The organism is Glaciimonas sp. Gout2 (genome assembly GCF_035018905.1).
Taxonomy (GTDB): domain Bacteria; phylum Pseudomonadota; class Gammaproteobacteria; order Burkholderiales; family Burkholderiaceae_D; genus Glaciimonas.
The window spans coordinates 152317-172928 of sequence record NZ_JASJXA010000006.1 but is presented as its reverse complement, the minus strand read 5'-3'; the positions used below and the strand labels follow the sequence as shown (position 1 = coordinate 172928).

Genomic DNA, 20612 nt, shown 5'->3' with positions numbered 1-20612 from the left:
TCAATGTTTGATTTTAAGGAGAAAGCATGCGAAAGATCCGATTGCGACAACAACAGATAATTTTAGCCGACGATCATCCCGTCATTATTGCCGGCGTGCGTGGCTATATTGATCGCTGTGCAGATCTTTCGGTGGCCGCAATTGCTAATTCGACTGATCAGTTACTGGCGCGATTAAAGGATACTGAATGCGATATTTTAATCACCGACATCTCAATGCCGATGCGCCGTATGAGTGATGGTTTGACACTACTTTCCTACATTAAGCGGCATCATCCGCAGATATGTTTAATCGTTCTTACGATGAATATGATGCCAGCCGTGTTGTATCAAATTATAAAAAGCGGCGCTGACGCTGTATTGCATATGAATGATGAAATTTCATCTATCCGGGATGCAATCGAGGGGACCGCGAATAGCACGCGCTATATCGGTAAATCAGTGCGCGAGATTTTGCGTGGTGGTCCGGTTGGGCAAATGCCAACAAAGCGCGAAACGGAAGTATTAAGAATGTATGCCGATGGCCATACAATGCAGGAGATAGCGCTACGCTTGAACAAAAGTGTGAAAACCATTGCCTTACAAAAAACCTCTGCGATGCGAAAAGTTGGTCTGCGTAATGACGTGGAACTGGGACGCTATTCAAGTGGCGGGATAACCCCTGACAACTTCATTTAATGTATTGCTAACCGACGATTTTTTATTGATGCGGTATGAATTTTGGTTGTCTATAAGTTAAGTTAGGCAAGTTCGTGTCAGCTTAAAAAATTCCTGTGCCGGAGGCTTGATCACTGATTGCGACTGTAGATAAGCAAGCGGATAAGTAAGCGATAAAGTGGGCAACTAATTAAGCAACTAGGTGGGCGACGCGTAAATTGGCTCTCACCCTCGCTGAAATCGCTATACTTGGTCTTATCACCGTCCAATCGTCGTATCGAGCAGCCAGGAAATCAGAATTAAATGAATAGTATCAAGCAAGATTCCGCGTCGAATAGTCAATCACAGTCGCAGTCCAAGCATGAGATTCGACCTGGTCAATCCATTGAACTGTTAAAAGAGTTGCACATCTTGACCCGCGACGGCAAGTTGAATCAGGATAGTCGTCGCAAACTCAAGCAGGTGTATCACCTCTATCAGTTTATCGAGCCTTTATTGCAAGAAATCCAACGTGAGCATGCGAGTGTTCAACTGGTGGATCATGGCGCCGGTAAGTCCTATCTTGGATTTATTTTGTATGACTTATTTTTTAAGACGTTGAAGGACGGCTCGCATATTTACGGCATTGAGACGCGTGAAGAGCTCGTTATAAAATCGCAAGAATTAGCACGCAAATTGGCATTTCCTGGAATGTCGTTCCTTAACTTGTCCGTGGCTGACTCAACCGAGTCGGGATTGCTCCCCGAGCGCGTTGACGTGGTGACCGCATTACACGCATGTAATACTGCGACAGATGATGCAATACAGTTCGGCTTAAAAAAGAAGGCCCGCTTCATGGTGCTTGTGCCTTGTTGCCAGGCCGAAGTGGCCGCGGTATTGAAGAAAAATAAGGGCAAATCTCTCGGCAAGGAAGCGCTTACAGAAATTTGGCGGCATCCATTACACACACGTGAATTTGGAAGCCAGGTGACGAACGTTTTACGGTGTCTTCAACTGGAAGCGCATGGATACCAGGTCAACGTGACAGAGCTTGTCGGTTGGGAGCATTCCATGAAAAATGAATTAATTATCGCGACTTACAAAGATTTACCGCGTGCTCGACCCATACAACGGTTGCAAGAAGTGTTGCAGACTCTCGGGTTGGAAGAAATGCAGGAACGATTTTTTACACTGCCTGTCGGACAAGTTGAAAGCTAACTTTGTTGTAGAGTGACGGGGAATCGTCGAAAGTAATGTATTGGATAAAAGATATTTTATTTTAATCTCGACAATCCCGACGCTCACTAGTATTAGGTTTCATAACCTAGGAACGTAATAGCTTTATCGAATCGCTGTACAGTTTTTTTGGAAAAGTGGCGTTCCCATCGCGCCATTTATTTAAGGAGAGTGAAATGTCGAAAACTAGTGGTTCACATGCAGTCAATGAGTTTACAAAGGCTCCGCCGACCGAAGAGGGATTGACCGAGACCGTACAAAAAATTAATGCCGGGGCCGACGAGTTCGGACTTTTAAGTCATCCCGGACGCGTAGCCCTGGTGCAGAAGGTTACCGAGCAATGGGAGCAGGATTTTGTTGCTGGCTTTCACATTTCAGATGATCTTTCAAAAGCTGGCAAGGAATACGCTGCCATTGAGCAGGGTGATAAATATCCCAGTCTTTCAGATTCCGTGCGTGAAGCCGTATTAAGGCGGTTCGATGATCGCCACGGCGACGGTGGTCCTCGAAGCTGGCAGCAATTAAATGGTTCATAGCCGATAGCTGAGTGCGCTGGTTAAAGACGAAACTTAAACATCGCTAAATAAAATCATGCGAAGAGCAGTCGATATGCTGTCTAAGGCTGGCGCAAATAGCAGGTATTAAAAGAGTCTTTCGTTACGCCACATTACAGCGATAGTCGGCACAATTGCTTGAGTAGTGGAAATGTGTCACATGTGATCATGCACTATTCAGATTGCTGAAAATAAACTATGAAAATGGGAGTAGAGAAATTTCTCAGGGAGGTGAAACACCTCCCCACTTCTTCCCTCTTATCGTTCGACTAAATACCGCTAGCAATGCGGGATCAAAATGGCTTGAACCTCTAAGCGAATGATTTATTTACTCCAGATCGTTATTAAAAATTTAACGTCAACGTTTTAAAGCATGCGATGTCTTTTGGTGCGAACCACGCATCCTCGCTGATACTTACACCCGCTATGCGAATAAGAAGACGCCATTTCACCAGTCATAAAGTGCGGACTTTCTATCTATTTACACGAAGCCGGGCGGGCATCGGGATCGTCGCACCGAAAATGGGCCGCTGAACAACCAGTCAGCAGGGAGCACAGTACTAAAATAGTGAATGTAGCCTTCATAATCGGTTCCCCTTTAGGTTGAGCTGAAGCTGGAATTAGTCCAATCGTCGACATTGGCGCATTTCACATTTGAACAGCGCCTGTTGTCCATTTTGACAGGAAGTTTGATATGTCTCAACACCCGTTGTCCTGGCGATTAATTTAGCACTCATTGTCGGCTCGCAGCCGCTCTGACGTGCTAACCGTTCCACTTGCGCCCCCATTTCGCCTGAAGTTGCTGTACTTGTTGCACTGGTCGTGTTTGGTTGACTGGAGCGGTCAGGTAGCGGCATCGTGATGATTTCTTCCGATGGGCTGAGAGAATCCTTGATTGATACCGGTGCTTCGCTAGCCATATCACCCAATTCGGCTTTGATGCTGGCGACAATATTACGGGTCTGATCGGGGCCGGAAATCAAGCTTTTCGACCGACTGCTTCGTACTTCAATCAAATAAGAAGGCACATTGCGTCCGGCTGGCGATATCGTCACGCTGATCACTTCTGTGCCACTCATCAACCCGGAACTACTTTGAGCGCGAATGCGGCCCTGAGCCTTGCTTTCATCCATTATTGTGAGGTTGCGTGTCACGCTACGGATCGCTGCGGTCCATACGTCGTCGTATGAGCGCGCCTTGGCCGTAAATCTCAGGCCACTGTCGTTCGGTTGAGATTGCCAATCGTTTCCGGTCGTGCAACTGGCTAATAGGAGTACTGCAATGCAAGCTGCAAAAAGTTTTTTCATTTTTCTGCTTTCGATAAATTAGTCGTTTATTCCTGCATTGTTTATCAGGGATAGTTGATCCGGAACAATAGTCCGTCCATGCGGTTCAACATCTTTGCCATAGCGATAGGATAACATCGTGCGTCACAATCTTCGAAAAACACCAATTAAGCTTCCTAAAAATAAACATCTTTCTCAGTTGTTCGTACGTAATTACGGGGGGTGATGCAAAGAATCATGGCATCCCATCTTGGATAATCAGCGCGGTTCCGACCCTATTAGTCCTGTGCTGTAGTCGTATTCTTGCTCCAGATTTGGGAGTAAGGGGAATAAGAAGAGGGCGATCCAATCAAGCTCGCGAGGAATGCGTGTTGCTATGGCATTATCACTTTGCCTTCCCTCTTTTGTATCGAGAAAAAAGAGCAAAGTCGGTGATCATGATGTTGGGAACACTCCGACGTCGATATTTCCAACTATAGGATGCACGCAGTTTCATGACAGCCAACTTGAACTTTCGATTGTCGCGCCGGATGGGCTTGATGTTTTTTATCTCCGGTGCAGCCGCGCTGGTGTATCAGGTGCTTTTTGCCAAAGAGTTGGCGCTCGTGTTCGGCAGCACTGCGGCGGCGACCTTTACCGTGTTAGCAACTTTTTTGGGCGGCATGGCAATTGGCTCTCTGATTGGAGGCGCACTTGCTGCGCGGGTAAAGCGCCCCGTGTTGGTATACGCCTTGGTCGAGTTGGCAATTGGGGTTTATTGTGTCGCCACACCAACACTATTTTCTTTCATTCAATGGATTTATGTGGCGCTGGCTACCGATTTATCACCGGAGGCACCGAGCTTGTTAGTGCTTCGCGTAGGACTCGGTGCGGGGGTGTTATTGGTACCCACAGTGTTGATGGGTATCACGCTTCCTTTATTGGCGCAGGCGCTGAATCCCCTAGGTAACCGTTTGGGTAAAGCGGTGGCCTGGCTTTACGCTTGCAACACGACAGGTGCAGCACTCGGCGCGCTGTTGACCAGTTACGCGGTTATTCCATTTTTTGGGGTGCGCATGACAACAATCATCGCCGCTATCTTGAATCTGTTGGTGGCACTGGCGGCACTCGAACTCGCAAAAAAGCTGCATACGGCATCTCGTGCTCTACCCATTGTTAACACACCAAACAGTGATGTAACGCATCCTGCAAAAGCCGGCGAGCATCAAGACATTGTCCCTGTCGGTTCAGGCATCCTTGCCGGTGCGTTAGTGGCGTTGGGTCTCGGTGGCGTACTTTCCCTCGGGCTTGAGGTGGTGTACGTGCATTTGCTATCCATCGTCGCGGGTAACAGTGTGTATGCATTTGGTCTGATGTTGGCGACTTTTCTTGTCGGCCTGGCAATCGGCGGTGAATGCGGACGACGGTTACTGGAACGCTCTGGCACTGATCGCCCGGCATGGCTTGCCGTGACCCAGATTGCATTAGCAGCGACGGTTTCGCTGGGAGCGTGGGGTTGGGACATGATTCCCGTATGGTTTATTGGGTTTGGTCAGATTCCGGCATTCGCTTCTTTTGAATCGCGTGAGATCGTACGGGGATTGGTGTGCGCGCTGGTCATGATTCCTCCCACGGTCTGCATTGGCGCAAGTTATACACTGGCGATGGACCTTGCTACTTCGTCCACGTCCTCACGGCGTGGTATCACCATGCTCGGGCTGAGCGCGGCGCTCAATACGCTTGGTAACATCGCGGGCGTTTTATTGTTCGGTTTCGTTTTGTTGCCGTGGCTTGGCGGCTTGGTAGTGAGCAAAATAGTCGCTGGAAGTGCGCTCCTGATTGCGGCGGTGGTCACCGTATCTGTTGCCACACATAGAGCGCGACAGCGTTTAGGATCGGGCTTGGCGGTCGTTATCGTGCTGATCTTGATCAGCCCGAGTCGGCTGGATTACAACACGTTGAGTAAAGGTGCCAACGTCTACTTTACCGCGCAAAACTGGGGCACTGTAATTGATCACGCTGAAAGTATTGATGGCGGCTTAACCATGGTAACCCGTCACGCCAACCATGCCATAAATGGTGGCGTGGTGACCACATTGCTGACCAATGGAAAATTTCAGGGAAACGATGCGAAGAAGGGCGAAGTCCAGGCCCAAATAGGCTTTGCTGCCTTACCTTTGTTGCATCAGAATTTGCGAAACAACGCCCTTGTCATTGGTTACGGCACTGGTGCCACGAGCCGGGTTTTACATGACGCCGGATTTGCGCACATCGATATCGCAGAACTTAGCCGTGATGTCGTGGCAATGGCTAATCGCTATTTTTCGGGTGTTAACGGTGGCGTGTCGTATTTGGCGCGGGTCCAGACGCACATTACCGACGGTCGTAATTTATTATTGCTAACGCCCAGAAAGTATGACGTTATTAGTGTTGAAATTACCTCGATCTGGTTCGCTGGCGCGGCGTCGCTCTATAACCGTGAGTTTTATCAACTGGCGCGCTCACGGTTACGTCCTGAAGGCGTTCTGCAGCAATGGGTACAACTGCACCACATGGCGTCGACCGATTTGCTAACCATCATCGCCACGCTCCGCGCTGAATTTTCTTACGTGTCGCTATACGTAGTGGGTGGTCAGGGGATCTTAATCGCTACCAACGATGCTGCCCGGTCACACGCATCACCGGCCATCACGGCTGCGCTCGACACTTCACCGCAGCTCCAGTCAGTGCGTGAATTGGCCGGGCGGCACTTTGCCAGTATTGCCGATGACCTGTTGTTATCGCCAAATATGGTGGATACATTGTTGAACCGCTTCAGCGTGCAGCGTGAGAAATGGATTTCTACCGATAACAACTTAAAGCTGGAATACAACACGCCAAAGGCCAACGCCAATTCGCCTGACCGATCGTTCGAGGCCAATCTGACGCTTTTGCGTACAGTACCAAAACGCTAATCGTTATTGGTTGGTCGTTTAATTACCGGCCATCGCCAGCAAGTCACTGGCTTATCGCAGCAAATTTCCCAATACCTCAAGCTTGTAATAGTGTTTTTCATTATTTTTCTTACACAAAATATGCTGAAGCGCGCTTGTTGATGCCGATGTTTTGATCTGAGGAATATGGCGCTCCCATTATTTGGGAATAATATTTTGAAAGTTGAGAATTTTGGTCAATGATTAGTGCATGAGTGAAACTTTCCTCCCTGGCCCTGACAATCAACCGTCCACTTCATCGCCGAAAGCTGCGGCGACGCGTGAGCGGCCATTAATGGTGCTGTCAGTCATTGCATGGCACGGAAAACCGATTACCGTCAAGGAATTGAAGGAAGCAACAAAACTACCGCAAAGGGCGCTATACCGCCTGCTACTTCCTCTAAAAAAATGGGAATTAATACAAGAGCAAGACAATCTTTACGCTCCCGGTCCACTCAGTGTGCAACTTGCATGGGGCTTCAATCTCACCTCTTATCTCGTCATCAATGCGCGAACCGAGATGGAGAAGTTGATGAAACTGTGTGACGAAAGTGTTGGGCTGATGGTTGCCGTCAATAATCAGGTCGTGTGTCTCGACATGGTGGAGAGCCTGCAATCCCTGCGCTCTTCTTTTTCTAAAGGGCGCTCTCAACCTTTGCTGCGCGGTGCCTCCGCCAAAGCTTTGCTGGCGCATTTGCCGCTGTCGATAGTCGATGAAGTCATTGCTGTGCAGTTATCTAGTCAACCAAAAGAAGAGAGCCGGTTACGTGATGAGTTATCGACAATACGCGCTCAGGGATATGCCGTAAGTGAAGGAGAGGGCGATATGGGCGTTTGGGGTATTAGTACGCCCATTTTTAGCAAGTCAGATCACATGGTCGGCACGATCACATTGATGTCGCCTGCCATCCGCGCCGCGGACCAGCAACAAAAATTGATTGGGGTTGACGGTCAAGACCGCGATCGCGATCAGCGAGCGCTTAAAGTTGTATTGACAGGTATTTCTATAGGGGAAAAAAATGCATCATCGTCGCTTCTTTATCGCACTTTTATTCGCAGTTAATTTTATCGTACCAACGTTGGCTAGCGCCCAATCGCCAGCTGTTATTCGTGTCGTTACCGATTCGACTTTTCCTCCTTTTGAATTTTTCAAGGACGGAAAAAGAACCGGCTTCGACATCGAATTAATAGAAACGCTGGCCAAGATAATGGGTAAGAAAGTCGAATGGACCGACATCGACTTTAAAGGCCTGATTCCGGGATTGATTTCTAAACGCTTCGATGTTGCCGCCTCGGCGATTTATATCACTAGTGAACGACGTAAAGTAGTCGATTTGACGGACCCTTACTATCCTGGCGGGTTAGTCATGGTGGTCAAGAGCGGCGACAACCGCATTCTTAAACCAGACGATCTGAAAGGCAAGAAAGTCGCGGTTCAGGTAGGGACGAAATCGGTGAACTATCTCAAGGAATACTATCCGCAGGCGCAGCGCGTTGAAGTCGAGAAAAATCAGGAGATGTTTAATCTGGTCGAAATCGGACGCGCCGATGCAGCGGTCACAGGAAAACCGGCCGCGTTGGAATACGTCAAAGTACGTCCGAGTTTGAAGGTCATCGATAAGCAGGTCAGCGTCGAATTGTATGGTTTCGCGGTGCGGAAAGACTTGCCGGAATTGACGCTGGCGTTGAACGCTGCACTCAAGAAATCGAAGCTGGATGGCAGTTATGACAAATTGGTCAAAAAATGGTTGGTTATGCCCAGCAAGCAATAACAGCAAGCCAAACAAATTTATAACAAATGAAATGCAGACTGAAATACAGGAGAAATTCCATTGAGCCTTGATTTTTTACCAGTGCTGAGCGGGTGGACTGATTTGGCGCGTGGCGCATTGGTCACGATCGAAATTACGGCAGTGTCGCTGCTGATGGGTTGTGTACTTGGGTTATTGGTCGGAATGGGGCGACTTGATCGGAGCAAACGACTCCGCTATGGATTATGCACAACCTATGTCACGGTCATTCGGGGCACGCCATTGCTGGTTCAATTGTTTCTGCTGTTCTTTGGTTTGCCTGAGCTTAATATCCTGCTACCGGCCTTTGCTTGCGGCATTTTAGGGCTGGGCATTTATTCTGGCGCCTATATTTCGGAAATTGTTCGCGGCGCGATTCAATCGATTGAAAAGGGGCAAATGGAAGCCGCCCGTTCGCTTGGCATGTCTTCCGCCACGGCAATGCGCACCATTATTCTGCCACAAGCCGTCGTGCGCATGATTCCCCCTTTGGGTAACGAGTTCATCGCATTGATCAAGAACTCGGCGCTAGTGTCGCTGCTGACGATCGCCGACCTGATGCACGAAGGGCAAAAAATTATCAGCGTCTCGTATCGTTCGCTGGAAGTGTATTTGGCAATCGCGCTGGTATATCTGGTGCTAACCAGTCTCACCATCGTGGCCTTGCAAAAGATTGAACGTCATCTAAGAGCTGGAGGGGCAGTGCAATGACATCCATCATCAAACTAAATGGTTTAGCCAAATCATTCTCAGGCAATCGTATTTTGCATGGCATCAATCTTGAAGTGAAGCCCTCTCAGGTGATCGTCATCATCGGGCCGAGCGGCTCAGGGAAAAGTACCTTACTGCGCTGCTGCAACGGTTTGGAAGTAGCAGAGAGGGCGATATTGAAATCTGCGGCAAAAAACTGTTGCGCGATAGCCAGATGCTTTCGAACCATGATCTGAACCATCTCAGAGAGCAAGTCGGGATGGTGTTTCAATCGTTTAATCTGTTCCCGCATTTATCCCTACGGGGAAACGTAACGGTTGGGCCGCGCAAAATTCAACGGCATGGATAACCACAGCGCCTAAACGTTAGCCCGTGAACTATTAGCAAAAGTCGGCCTTGCGCACAAGGCCGACGCGATGCCTGCGACCTTATCGGGCGGTCAGAAACAACGGGTTGCGATAGCCCGCGCATTAGACATGAAGCCTGAAGTCATCCTGTTCGATGAGCCAACGTCAGCGCTTGATCCAGAATTAGTCGGAGAAGTGTTGCAAGTCATGAAGGCGCTCGCTAATGAAGGCATGACAATGCTGGTCGTCACGCACGAAATGGGTTTTGCGCGCGAGGTGGCGGACATTGTTGTGGTGATGGCCAAGGCACCGATTTTTGAATTTGATGGGAAGAGCAGGTGGATTCGTCGCTCACTGCGGGGCCAGCGACTGATTTTAATGTCATGACCCGACGACAACAGCCCACGCACAAGTTAATCTGTCTCGCGGTGTCAGGTCAGCTTCGCGTTCCCGCCCCTCATCTTGATCAGATTAACGTTGTGTATGTAATGCGAGGTGGGCTAAATATCGACCATCCAACGCAAGTCATATCACGATTGGCACCCGGCGATGCTGTTTTGCTGACGACACAAGACGACGAACTCATCCTTTCTGCTACGGACGCAGAGGTGATGTTGGTGAGCATTGGAAAAGCGGCGGAACTATAGTCCAGGAAGCGAGATTTACGGCAACCTTGAACAATTACTTACCAATACAAAATCGTGAAAAAATAACGCCTAACAAATCGTCAGGCGTGAAGGCGCCGGTGATACTGTTCAGTTTATCTTGTGCCAATCGCAACTCTTCGGCAAATAAATCCAGCGATTGATCACTGACAGCGTTGTCTAAAGTAGCGTGTTCCGAGGCGAACTTCAGATGTTCGCGGGCGGCTTTGAGCGCGATCAGGTGGCGCTCGCGGGCTAGATAGCGCGACTCGCCGGTTTGTTGCCAGCCAGCAATGCGAAGTAGTTCTATGCGCAGCAGATCCATGCCCAGATTATCTGTTGCAGAGAGGTAAATGTGCGTTGTATCGCCCATCAGATCGACTGCCGGACGATGTCCCGACTCATCGATTTTGTTCCAGATTCGAATCACAGGTACGGCCTGAGGGAAACGCGCGACAATTCGCTCGTCAGCCAAAGCCGGGCCGTGATTGGCGTCCAGCATATGCAGAATGACATCGGCTTTTTCGACCGCCGTCCAGGTACGTTCGATACCAATGCGCTCGACTTCATCGTTGGCCTCTTCTGCATCACGGATACCGGCGGTATCGATAATGTTGAGCGGTATGCCTTCGAGTTGGATGGTTTCTGTCACCTTATCGCGCGTGGTTCCGGCGATTGGTGTGACGATGGCCACGTCCGAGCCAGCCAACGCGTTGAGTAGTGATGACTTACCCACGTTAGGCTGACCCGCCAGCACGATATTCAACCCATCGCGCAGCAATGCGCCTTGGGCGGCCTGACTGAAGACATTATCAAGCGTGCTACGGATATTTTCTAACTGGCCGCGTGCATTGGATTTTTCGAGGAAATCGATTTCTTCTTCAGGAAAATCGAGCGTCGCTTCGACCAACATTCGCAGGTTGATAACCTGCTCCACCAGACTATGAATGACTTTGGAAAAAGCACCAGAGAGCGATTCGGATGCCGATTTGGCCGCCGCTTCTGTGGATGCTTCGATCAGGTCGGCAACAGCTTCTGCCTGCGCTAAATCAAGCTTATCGTTCAGAAAGGCGCGTTGTGTAAATTCGCCCGGTTCCGCCATGCGCAGATCAATTTCCTGGCCCGCTTCGAGGCAACGCGCCAGCAACATCTGCATCACGACCGGTCCGCCGTGACCTTGCAATTCCAGCACGTCTTCGCCGGTATAAGAGTGTGGCGCTTTAAAATAGATCGCCAGCCCTTGATCAATAATACCGCCTTCGGCATTTTTGAATGGTAGATAGGTGGCGTGACGTGGCATCAATTGGGCTTCGTCCACGCCGCAGACGGCTTGTATGATTGTGCCCAATTGTTTGCCGGAGATGCGGACGACGCCGATACCACCGCGGCCAGGGGCGGTAGCAATTGCAGCGATAGGAGAGGAATTTAGTGACATTGATGGATTGTACGTTTGATACTTGGCCGATAGTGGTTCGCAGAAACAAAAAAGCCCGTGAATCAATATTCACGGGCTTTTTTACGACAGTGTGTCGCTAACAATCATGCTCAGCGTACCGCTGCTTTGGTTTAGCTCTTGCTTTCCATGTTTTTGGTAATCACCCATTGCTGCGCAATTGACAGCACATTGTTGGTGATCCAGTAGAGCACCAGACCCGATGGGAAGAAGAAGAACATAACCGAGAAAATCAGCGGCATGAACATCATCACTTTAGCTTGCATTGGATCAGGCGGTTTCGGATTCAGCTTGGTTTGGATGAACATGGAAATGGCCATCACAACCGGCAAAATGTAGAAAGGATCTGGTGCAGCCAAATCATGAATCCAGCCGAGCCACGGCGCATTTCGCATTTCCACACTGGCGAGCAATACCCAATATAGAGAAATGAATACCGGAATCTGAATCACGATCGGGAGACAGCCGCCGAGTGGATTGATCTTCTCGGTTTTATACAACTGCATCATTTCCTGATTCATTTTTTGCGGCTCGCCTTTATGACGTTCGCGGATGGCCGTCATTTTCGGCGTGACTTTTTTCATTTTTGCCATACTGCGATAACTTGCCGCCGACAGCGGGAAGAACAATAGCTTGATCATGATTGTCAACGCGATAATGGTCCAACCCCAATTGCCCAGGACTTTATGGATCTTCGTCATCAACCAGAAAATCGGTTTAGCGATGATCGTCAGCCAGCCATAGTCTTTCACCAGTTCCAGGCCTGGGGCAGTGGCCTCAAGCACAGCCGATTCTTCAGGTCCGGAGAACAAGCGTGAATCCATGGTGACGCTGGCACCCGGTGCAATCGTGCCGAGTGGCAGAACGTTACCAATTGCATACAGATTCGTAGCAACTTTTTTGGTGAAAATTTCGCGTGGTGCGTTTTCTGGTGGAATAAATGCTGAAACAAAATAGTGCTGCATGATAGCGAACCAGCCGTCGTTAGACTTGGTTGCATGCTCTGCTTTCTTCTCCTCTATCTTTTCGAAAGCAAATTTCTGAAACTTGTTCGCTTCGGTATAGACTGCCGCACCAGTGAAGGTGTTGACGAAGCGTTGCTCGCCCTCGGGCTTGTTACCGTCACGTACCAATTGCAGATACAACGAAGGCGTGATTGCTGCAGTGCTTTCGTTGGTGATCGTGTGTTTCACATCAATCGCATAATCGCCGCGTTTAAATGTAAAGGTTTTTGTCAGCTTGACGCCACCCTGCGTGGACTCCAGCACCAGTTGAACCTGGTTACCATTATCCAACGACCGGGCACCGGGCAAAGCAACAAAAGTTGATTTGTGGTTGGGGAAGTTGCCACCGATTAAACCAGTGTCGGCCAGGTAAGTGCGCGTAGGGCTTGAATCGAACAACACTAGATTCTTGGTAGGATCAACCGTGTCGCGTTGTTTGAGCAACTCGAGGCGCTTTAATTGACCACCAATTGTGTCGATCTCGGCTTTGACAACATCGGTAGTGATGGTGATCGTTTCGCCTTTTGAAGCGGCTGCCGTATCAGGCACAGCGCTAGCTGGTGAAGCGGTTCCGGCAACACCGGCAGTTTGTGGCACGTCATTGCCAGCCGCGCCAGGAGTCGTTGCACCAGCAACCGGTGTGGAGCCGGCAGCACCGGCAGCGCCCGCAGCAGGTGCTGTCGGATTCGCGTTCGGAAAAAACATTGACGCGTTGCCATTATGACGTTGCCAGTTATCCCAAAGGAACAGCAGCGACAGGGAAAATACAACCCACAGGACGGTACGTTTGATATCCATAAGAGTAGTTCTCTAAGATTCAGGAATGGCTGCATCCGCATGGTCGTTCAGCGGAAGTTGCAGAGGGTTTGGCAGAGGATGCACAGGATGCGGCGGATGCAGACGGAGAGGACGGTACCGGATCGATTCCACCAGCGTGCCATGGATGACATTTTCCCAGCCGACAGCCGGCCAGAATGCTGCCCTTTAAGGCACCATGTGTACGAATTGCTTCGGCAGCGTAATCGGAACAGCTTGGATAAAAACGACAGTTCTGGCCCAAAAATGGGCTTATTCCCAATTTGTAACATCGCAACAGGAACAGTAAAGTCGCTTTCATGATTGCTTTCCGCATCTCTTTCGGCATCTTATTTTGTAGCACTTTTGAATCTTAAGATGCGCATCGCGTGCCCATCGTCTGTCGTCCGTCGCCTATTTATTAAGCGGCGGTGACAATACATTGTGAGGCGAATAATTTGACTAATTCGCTCCGCAACTCCCGCTTCAGATTTGCAGTCGTGGCAGGACCTGCTTTGGTGTTTACCGGTTTGGATAAACGCACAATACAGTCGATGGGCGGCAAAGATGTCAGGCGAAACAACTCACGCGTAACCCGTTTAACGGTGTTACGCGTAACAGCTCTCGGTGCCAGTCGTTTTGCGGCAACTACGCCTAATCGCGCCTTAGCATCAGGCAAGGGATTGACGCGTGTGTACAAAACAAAATGGGCAGTCCTATAGACTGGGCGCAAACGAAAAACGGATGAAAATTCATCCGTTTTAACGATGCGTCGGTCACGGGGAAAGCTCAGTATAGAACTCGATGAAGAGTTCTCTGAACGGTCGCCTGTCACGCAAGCTGCGCCGAGAATACGGCTTAAGCTGCTAGACGTTTGCGGCCTTTGGCGCGACGTGCATTCAGCACAGCGCGGCCGCCACGGGTTGCCATACGTGCGCGGAAGCCGTGGGTACGTTTACGACGTACGACGGAAGGTTGGTAAGTACGTTTCATTATGGTCTCGCTAATCAGCAGAAATAAATCGGAAATCGGATCTTTACACTTTGCGCGTTGCCAGCCGTTCGAGCTGGTCCGAACCGAATTACTGTTTTAACGCAGTGTCGGAGCAGTCAATTCGAGCAGTTAAGTTTGCAATCTCGCAATTCAACGTGCGGTGAACCTTGGATTAGAACGCATTTTCTGCTTGTTTGTCAATCACTTAGCGTATTTTTGATGCGCAACGCGTTGACCCGACAACGCAGAAAGTAAACGCCGTGCCTGTGGATAACTTTCCTCAGCAAGGGTAGAATAGAAGCTTATTGTGGCATGCGCTCTCTCTATTGGCGATATTTCAGAACCCTATAATGGGCTGAATCTGACTTAATCACTCGCTTATTTACTGCGCGCTTAGTAAAAGCAGCCGTCGATAGAGCAAAAAGAGCCACACAGGAACCGACATTTACCAACGTAAATATTGGTTCGTATAGAACAGAAGTCCCGATCATGGTTGTGGCTAGGATCCAAAGCAGGTATTAAAAGGTCCGGCCTGGAGCGCAATGATCTTCCTTCCACATTCTTTCACTTAGACGATTCATGGAAAATTTCTGGCAAAGTTGCTCCGCTCAGTTGGAGCAGGAGTTGACGCCTCAACAATTTAGTGCGTGGATAAAACCGTTATCCCCGATTGATTATGAGGATGGCAAGCTACGTATCGCAGCGCCAAATCGATTTAAGCTTGATTGGGTCAAAACACAATTCGCCAGTCGCATCACGACGTTGGCGGCAGAATTTTGGGAGGCGCCTATTGATGTTCAGTTCATGCTGGACCCGCGCACCAATGTTGCCCGCAAACCAAGTGTTTCGACGATGCCGGTAGCGCTGGACGGTGCGCATCCGAATTCGTCGCCGACATTTGGACATGGTGGCAGCAGCAACCACTTTGATCGTATGCCTGAAGCGCAGGCAGAATCGAGCGCCGTCATAGCGCGTCGCGACCAATCGCGGATTAACACGGAGTTAAGTTTCGATAGTTTCGTAACCGGCAAAGCCAATCAGCTGGCCCGTGCCGCAGCGATCCAGGTGGCGAATAATCCGGGTGTTTCCTATAATCCATTGTTTTTATATGGTGGTGTCGGTCTTGGTAAAACGCATCTGATTCATGCGATCGGCAACCAGCTTCTAGCGGATAATCCCTCGTCCAAGATTCGCTACATCCACGCTGAGCAATACGTTCGCGACGTAGTGACCGCTTACCAACGTAAGGGTTTTGACGACTTCAAGCGTTACTATCATTCTCTCGATTTGTTGTTGATTGATGATATTCAATTCTTCGGCGGCAAGAGTCGCACGCAGGAAGAATTCTTTTACGCCTTCGAAGCATTGATTGCAGCAAAGAAACAAATCATTATCACCAGTGATACCTACCCAAAAGAAATCACAGGCATGGATGATCGCTTGATTTCGCGCTTTGACTCCGGTTTGACGGTAGCCATTGAGCCACCGGAATTAGAAATGCGTGTCGCTATCTTGCTTAAGAAGGCGGCATCTGAAGGCGTTACCTTCTCGGATGACGTTGCTTTTTTTGTTGCAAAACATCTGCGCTCAAACGTCCGTGAACTAGAGGGAGCGCTGCGCAAGATTTTGGCGTACTCACGTTTTCATGGCAAAGACATCACCATTGACATCGTCAAAGACGCGTTGAAAGACTTGCTTTCCGTACAAAATCGCCAAATTTCTGTCGAAAATATTCAAAAGACGGTCGCGGATTTCTTTAACATCAAGGTCGCCGACATGTATTCCAAAAAGCGCCCTGCGAACATTGCGCGGCCACGTCAGATTGCAATGTATCTGGCAAAAGAGCTTACGCAAAAAAGTTTGCCAGAAATTGGCGAACTTTTCGGTGGCCGGGATCACACCACTGTATTGCACGCCGTACGCAAAATCGCCGGCGACCGGACCAAAAACCCCGAATGCAACCACGAACTGCACGTTTTAGAGCAAACCTTAAAAGGTTAGGGCTACGAATAATGATGCAGTTGGCGAGTTATCCACATTTGTGCCTTTCAGCCTGTGGATAACCTGGAGATTAGTGATGGTAGAGTCCGCGCAAGTGTGGTTTTTTTACAGTGCGAAATACTGCTCCAATCTCATTGAAAAAATGCAAAAGTGCGATTTTAAATCGATAAGTGTGGGTGAATTTCCTGTCGGAAACGTAAAATAGCACCATAAACCGGATGATAATGTACAAGTCTCCGATACTTTTCTTATTGATGTCATTCATAAGTAGTCGAAGTAAGTTACATTGTTAGGTTGGTTCAAGGCCACTCAGAATGGTTAAAATGAAGCGATATTTGTTGAATTTTAGATAATAAGGATATAGCTATGCAATTGGTCAAAACTAACCGAGATACTCTTCTCCGGCCACTGCAGATCGTGAGTGGTATTGTCGAGCGTCGGCACACATTGCCGATTCTGGCCAATATCCTCATTCGCAAGGACGGCGAAAAAGTCTCTTTTCTGTCTACTGACATTGAAGTGCAAATTACGACCAATGCAAATGTTGGCACTGGCTCAGAAGTTGTCGCAACGACTGTTGCTGCACGTAAACTTCTCGATATTCTGCGCGCATTGCCGGAGTCCGGTGAAGTCTCGCTGACACTGAGCAATAAGCGGATGACAGTGCAATCCGGCAAGTCCCGATTTGCATTGCAAACGTTGGCAGCTGAAGAGTTTCCGACCGTCGCCCAAGCTGAGCATTACAACGCCACCGTCACGTTGCCGCAAAAGACCTTGAAGCATCTCTTCAACATGGTCCATTTTTCGATGGCGCAGCAAGATATTCGGTATTACCTCAACGGTTTACTATTGGTGCTGGATGGCAATAATGTCATCGCTGTCGCCACCGACGGTCACCGTCTGGCGTTTTGCCAGGTCGCGACAGAGCAAGAGTTTGCCCGTCAGGAAGTCATCATTCCACGCAAAACCATCATTGAGTTGCAACGCCTGCTGGACGAAACCGATGAGCCGGTTCAGTTGGAAATCGCCAACAATCAGGTCAAATTATCGTTCGCTGACATTGAGTTGATCTCGAAATTGGTTGAAGGTAAATTTCCTGACTATACCCGCGTGGTGCCAAAAGGTTATAAGAACGATTTCACCATCGGCCGCGATCGTCTGCTGCGCTCGTTGCAACGCGCTGCAATTATGACCAGCGACAAGTTCAAGGGCGTGCGTTGGGTTGTCACACCAGGCAGTCTCAAAATCAGCTCAACCAATGCCGATCAGGAAGAGGCGATTGAAGAGCTAGAAATCGACTACGGCGGAGACAGTGTGGACATTGGTTTCAATGTCACGTATTTGCTCGACGTATTGAACAATTTGAAGGGCGAGAACGTTAATATTGCCCTCGGTGACGCTAATTCATCCGCGCTGATCACTGTCCCGGAAAATGTTGATTTTAAGTATGTCGTGATGCCAATGCGGATTTAGTGTCTGCAAAGGATATTGTGGCGTCGTGCCACTTAGCATTATGTGAAATGATGCGATATCGCGTCATATCACAAGTCGCATCGCAAGTTATATCGGGTCGCAAAAAATCGTCAAAGTAATGCCATCGTGACGTTGGGGCTTCGGCCCCTTTGCCACATTTAAGAAATCTGCACGTTGCGGATTTCCGCTTGGATTCACGTTTTTGTAGCAGTCTATTCAGAAGGTAGCCATGTCATCAATCCCACAAGACAACACCAATCAGCCGGTACCAGATACGTACGGCGCGTCCTCAATTCAGATCCTCGAAGGTCTGGAAGCAGTACGAAAACGTCCGGGGATGTACATCGGCGACACTTCAGACGGCACCGGCTTGCATCATCTGGTATTTGAGGTATTAGATAACTCGATTGATGAATCGTTAGCCGGTCATTGCACCGAAATCAACGTCACGATTCACTCTGATAATTCGATTTCCGTCACCGACAATGGTCGTGGCGTACCAACCGGCATCAAGTTTGACGACAAGCACGAGCCTAAGCGCAGCGCCGCAGAGATCGTCATGACCGAGTTACACGCGGGTGGCAAATTCGATCAGAACTCTTACAAAGTTTCTGGCGGTTTACATGGCGTGGGTGTCTCTTGCGTCAACGGTTTATCGAAGCTATTGAAGCTCACGATTCGTCGCGATGGCAAAGTGCATTACATGGAGTTTGTCCGTGGCGTCCCACAAGATCGTGAAATCGAAACCATCAATGGCATGATCGTATCGCCGATCAAAGTCATTGGCGACACCGACAAACGTGGCACCGAAGTTCACTTTTGGGCCGACGAAGAAATTTTCACGCACGTTGAATTTCACTATGAAATTCTAGCCAAGCGTATCCGCGAATTATCGTTCTTGAATAATGGCGTACGCATCAAGTTAACCGACCAACGTTCCGGTAAGGAAGAACTCTTTGCCTTCGAAGGTGGTACGCGTGGTTTTGTGGAATACATCAATAAAAACAAGAGCGTATTACATCCAACGATTTTTCAGGCAACCGGCGAAAAAGAGGGCGTAACAGTCGATGTTTCCATGCAATGGAACGACGCCTACAACGAGCAAGTCTTATGCTTCACCAATAACATTCCGCAACGCGATGGCGGAACCCATTTGACCGGATTACGCGCAGCAATGACGCGCGTGCTCAACAAGTATATCGAAGAACACGATTTCGCCAAACGCGCCAAAGTTGAAACCAGCGGCGACGATATGCGCGAAGGCTTAACTTGCGTCTTATCGGTCAAGGTGCCAGAGCCAAAATTCAGCTCGCAAACCAAAGATAAACTGGTCTCCAGCGAAGTCCGTTTGCCTGTAGAAGAAATCGTCGCCAGAACACTCAACGACTATTTGCAAGAAAAACCAAACGACGCCAAAATTATTTGCGGCAAAATTGTCGAAGCCGCGCGCGCGCGCGATGCTGCGCGTAAAGCGCGTGAACTGACACGTCGTAAAGGCGTCATGGACGGACTCGGCTTGTCATCCAAACTGGCCGATTGCCAGGAAAAAGATCCAGCACTCTGCGAACTTTATATCGTCGAGGGTGACTCAGCGGGCGGATCAGCCAAGCAAGGCCGCGACCGTAAATTTCAAGCGATTCTGCCATTGCGCGGTAAAGTCCTGAACGTCGAAAAAGCACGCTTCGAAAAAATGCTTTCGTCGGAACAGATCACCACCCTGATCGCCACCTTAGGCACGAGTATCGGACCAGACGAATTCAACGCCGACAAACTGCGTTATCACCGCATCATTATCATGACCGATGCGGACGTCGATGGCGCCCACATCCGTACCTTGCTGCTGACATTGTTCTATCGGCAAATGCCACAACTGGTCGAGCGCGGTCACATCTACATCGCGCAACCGCCGTTGTACAAGGTCAAGCACGGCAAAGACGAACGTTATCTGAAAGATGACGTTGAAGAAGTCCAGTACATGATGCAAGTCGCCTTAAACGATGCATCGTTGATTCCAAGTACCGGCACCGATCCAATCAGCGGCCCAGCCCTGACAGAATTGGTCCGTCAATACAACACCGCCAACGCCATCATCACGCGCCTGACCCGCGCCATTGACGGTGCGGCCCTGACCGCCATCATGACCGGCGTCACGCTCCAACTCGACACCGTAGAAAATGCTGAAATTTCAGCGCAGGCGCTCACCAAAGAAATCGGCGATCCTGCGGTCACAGTCGTCGTCAGGTCCGACGAGCTAACAGAAAAACATCAGTTACGTATCCAGCGCATGTATCACGGCAATGTCAAAGCCAGCATCATCGATAGCGATTTTGTCGCCAGTTCGGACTACAAAGTTCTATGCAACGCCGCTGCCACATTCAAAGGCCTCATTGGCCCGGGCGCAATGGTCCGTCGCGGAACCGGCGAAAAAGTCAAAGAATTCGCCATCACCGACTTCCATCAAGCCATGGCATGGCTGCGCGACGAAGCCGAGCGCGGCGTCAGCAAGCAGCGCTATAAAGGGCTGGGCGAAATGAACCCAAGCCAACTATGGGAAACCACCATGGACCCAACCGTACGCCGCTTGCTAAAAGTCCAGATCGACGACGCGATTGCCGCCGATCAAATCTTTATGACGTTGATGGGCGATGACGTGGAACCACGTCGTGCGTTTATTGAGATGAATGCTTTGCAGGCTGGGAATATTGACGTTTGATGTTTTTAGCTATACCCATAAGTTGG

General features: G+C 49.4%; 17 protein-coding genes and 1 pseudogene. 12 read left to right on the top strand and 6 right to left on the bottom strand.

Annotated elements, in window-relative coordinates; translation table 11 throughout:
- Positions 1–26 precede the first annotated feature (26 nt).
- From QN379_RS06885 to QN379_RS06875, 3 genes are all read left to right on the top strand, one after another.
- Positions 27–677, top strand: coding sequence for a response regulator (locus QN379_RS06885; RefSeq protein WP_322234558.1), 651 nt, complete (start codon positions 27–29; stop codon positions 675–677).
- Between the two features lie 282 nt (positions 678–959).
- Positions 960–1853 (top strand): SAM-dependent methyltransferase, encoded by an 894-nt coding sequence (locus QN379_RS06880; RefSeq protein WP_322234560.1) that lies wholly within the window; start codon positions 960–962, stop codon positions 1851–1853.
- 194 nt (positions 1854–2047) lie between these two features.
- Positions 2048–2407, top strand: a complete 360-nt coding sequence (locus QN379_RS06875) for a hypothetical protein (protein ID WP_322234562.1) — start codon at positions 2048–2050, stop codon at positions 2405–2407.
- Positions 2408–3045: 638 nt separating this feature from the next.
- On the opposite strand, the gene QN379_RS06870 is transcribed toward QN379_RS06875, so the two are convergent.
- Positions 3046–3732: a hypothetical protein gene (locus QN379_RS06870; RefSeq protein ID WP_323506321.1), complete on the bottom strand. Its 687-nt coding sequence runs from the start codon at positions 3730–3732 to the stop codon at positions 3046–3048.
- A 473-nt stretch (positions 3733–4205) separates the two neighbouring features.
- Here QN379_RS06870 and QN379_RS06865 point away from each other — a divergent pair, with 473 nt between their 5' ends.
- From QN379_RS06865 to QN379_RS06840, 6 genes and pseudogenes are all read left to right on the top strand, one after another.
- Positions 4206–6644 (top strand): fused MFS/spermidine synthase, encoded by a 2439-nt coding sequence (locus tag QN379_RS06865; protein WP_323506320.1) that lies wholly within the window; start codon positions 4206–4208, stop codon positions 6642–6644.
- Between the two features lie 229 nt (positions 6645–6873).
- Entirely contained in the window at positions 6874–7725 is an 852-nt protein-coding gene (locus tag QN379_RS06860; RefSeq protein ID WP_323506319.1) for an IclR family transcriptional regulator, read from the top strand.
- Positions 7682–8434: a transporter substrate-binding domain-containing protein gene (locus tag QN379_RS06855; RefSeq protein WP_322240327.1), complete on the top strand. Its 753-nt coding sequence runs from the start codon at positions 7682–7684 to the stop codon at positions 8432–8434. Before QN379_RS06860 ends, QN379_RS06855 begins: the two co-directional genes overlap by 44 nt.
- Before the next feature lie 60 nt (positions 8435–8494).
- Entirely contained in the window at positions 8495–9163 is a 669-nt protein-coding gene (locus QN379_RS06850) for an amino acid ABC transporter permease (protein ID WP_322234570.1), read from the top strand.
- Positions 9160–9831 (top strand): annotated as a pseudogene (locus QN379_RS06845) (amino acid ABC transporter ATP-binding protein); the annotation flags it as partial. The gene QN379_RS06850 and the pseudogene QN379_RS06845, both read left to right, overlap by 4 nt.
- A gap of 62 nt (positions 9832–9893) precedes the next feature.
- Positions 9894–10157: a hypothetical protein gene (locus tag QN379_RS06840; RefSeq protein WP_323506318.1), complete on the top strand. Its 264-nt coding sequence runs from the start codon at positions 9894–9896 to the stop codon at positions 10155–10157.
- A gap of 34 nt (positions 10158–10191) precedes the next feature.
- Here QN379_RS06840 and mnmE read toward each other — a convergent pair whose 3' ends face one another.
- The 5 genes from mnmE to rpmH all read right to left on the bottom strand — a co-directional run bounded on the left by mnmE (position 10192) and on the right by rpmH (position 14399).
- The gene (mnmE, locus tag QN379_RS06835) at positions 10192–11589 is read right to left on the bottom strand and encodes a tRNA uridine-5-carboxymethylaminomethyl(34) synthesis GTPase MnmE (RefSeq protein WP_322234576.1); all 1398 of its coding nucleotides are present in this window, start codon (positions 11587–11589) and stop codon (positions 10192–10194) included.
- A gap of 131 nt (positions 11590–11720) precedes the next feature.
- Positions 11721–13409 carry a membrane protein insertase YidC gene (gene yidC, locus QN379_RS06830; protein WP_322234577.1) on the bottom strand — a complete coding sequence of 563 codons (1689 nt, stop codon included), beginning with the start codon at positions 13407–13409 and terminating at the stop codon, positions 11721–11723.
- A gap of 19 nt (positions 13410–13428) precedes the next feature.
- On the bottom strand, positions 13429–13728 hold the full coding sequence (gene yidD, locus QN379_RS06825) for a membrane protein insertion efficiency factor YidD (protein WP_323506317.1): 300 nt from the start codon (positions 13726–13728) through the stop codon (positions 13429–13431).
- A 99-nt stretch (positions 13729–13827) separates the two neighbouring features.
- The gene (locus QN379_RS06820) at positions 13828–14241 is read right to left on the bottom strand and encodes a ribonuclease P protein component (protein WP_416186794.1); all 414 of its coding nucleotides are present in this window, start codon (positions 14239–14241) and stop codon (positions 13828–13830) included.
- A 23-nt stretch (positions 14242–14264) separates the two neighbouring features.
- The gene (gene rpmH / locus QN379_RS06815; protein WP_061535510.1) at positions 14265–14399 is read right to left on the bottom strand and encodes a 50S ribosomal protein L34; all 135 of its coding nucleotides are present in this window, start codon (positions 14397–14399) and stop codon (positions 14265–14267) included.
- Positions 14400–14978: 579 nt separating this feature from the next.
- On the opposite strand from rpmH, the gene dnaA reads away from it, so the two are divergent.
- The 3 genes from dnaA (at position 14979) to gyrB (ending at position 20586) form a co-directional block, all read left to right on the top strand.
- Positions 14979–16400: a chromosomal replication initiator protein DnaA gene (gene dnaA, locus QN379_RS06810; RefSeq protein WP_322234582.1), complete on the top strand. Its 1422-nt coding sequence runs from the start codon at positions 14979–14981 to the stop codon at positions 16398–16400.
- Positions 16401–16766: 366 nt separating this feature from the next.
- Complete coding sequence (gene dnaN / locus QN379_RS06805; RefSeq protein ID WP_322234584.1) at positions 16767–17873, top strand: DNA polymerase III subunit beta; 1107 nt, start codon at positions 16767–16769, stop codon at positions 17871–17873.
- 229 nt (positions 17874–18102) lie between these two features.
- Positions 18103–20586 carry a DNA topoisomerase (ATP-hydrolyzing) subunit B gene (gene gyrB, locus QN379_RS06800; protein WP_323506316.1) on the top strand — a complete coding sequence of 828 codons (2484 nt, stop codon included), beginning with the start codon at positions 18103–18105 and terminating at the stop codon, positions 20584–20586.
- The last annotated feature ends 26 nt before the right edge of the window (positions 20587–20612 follow it).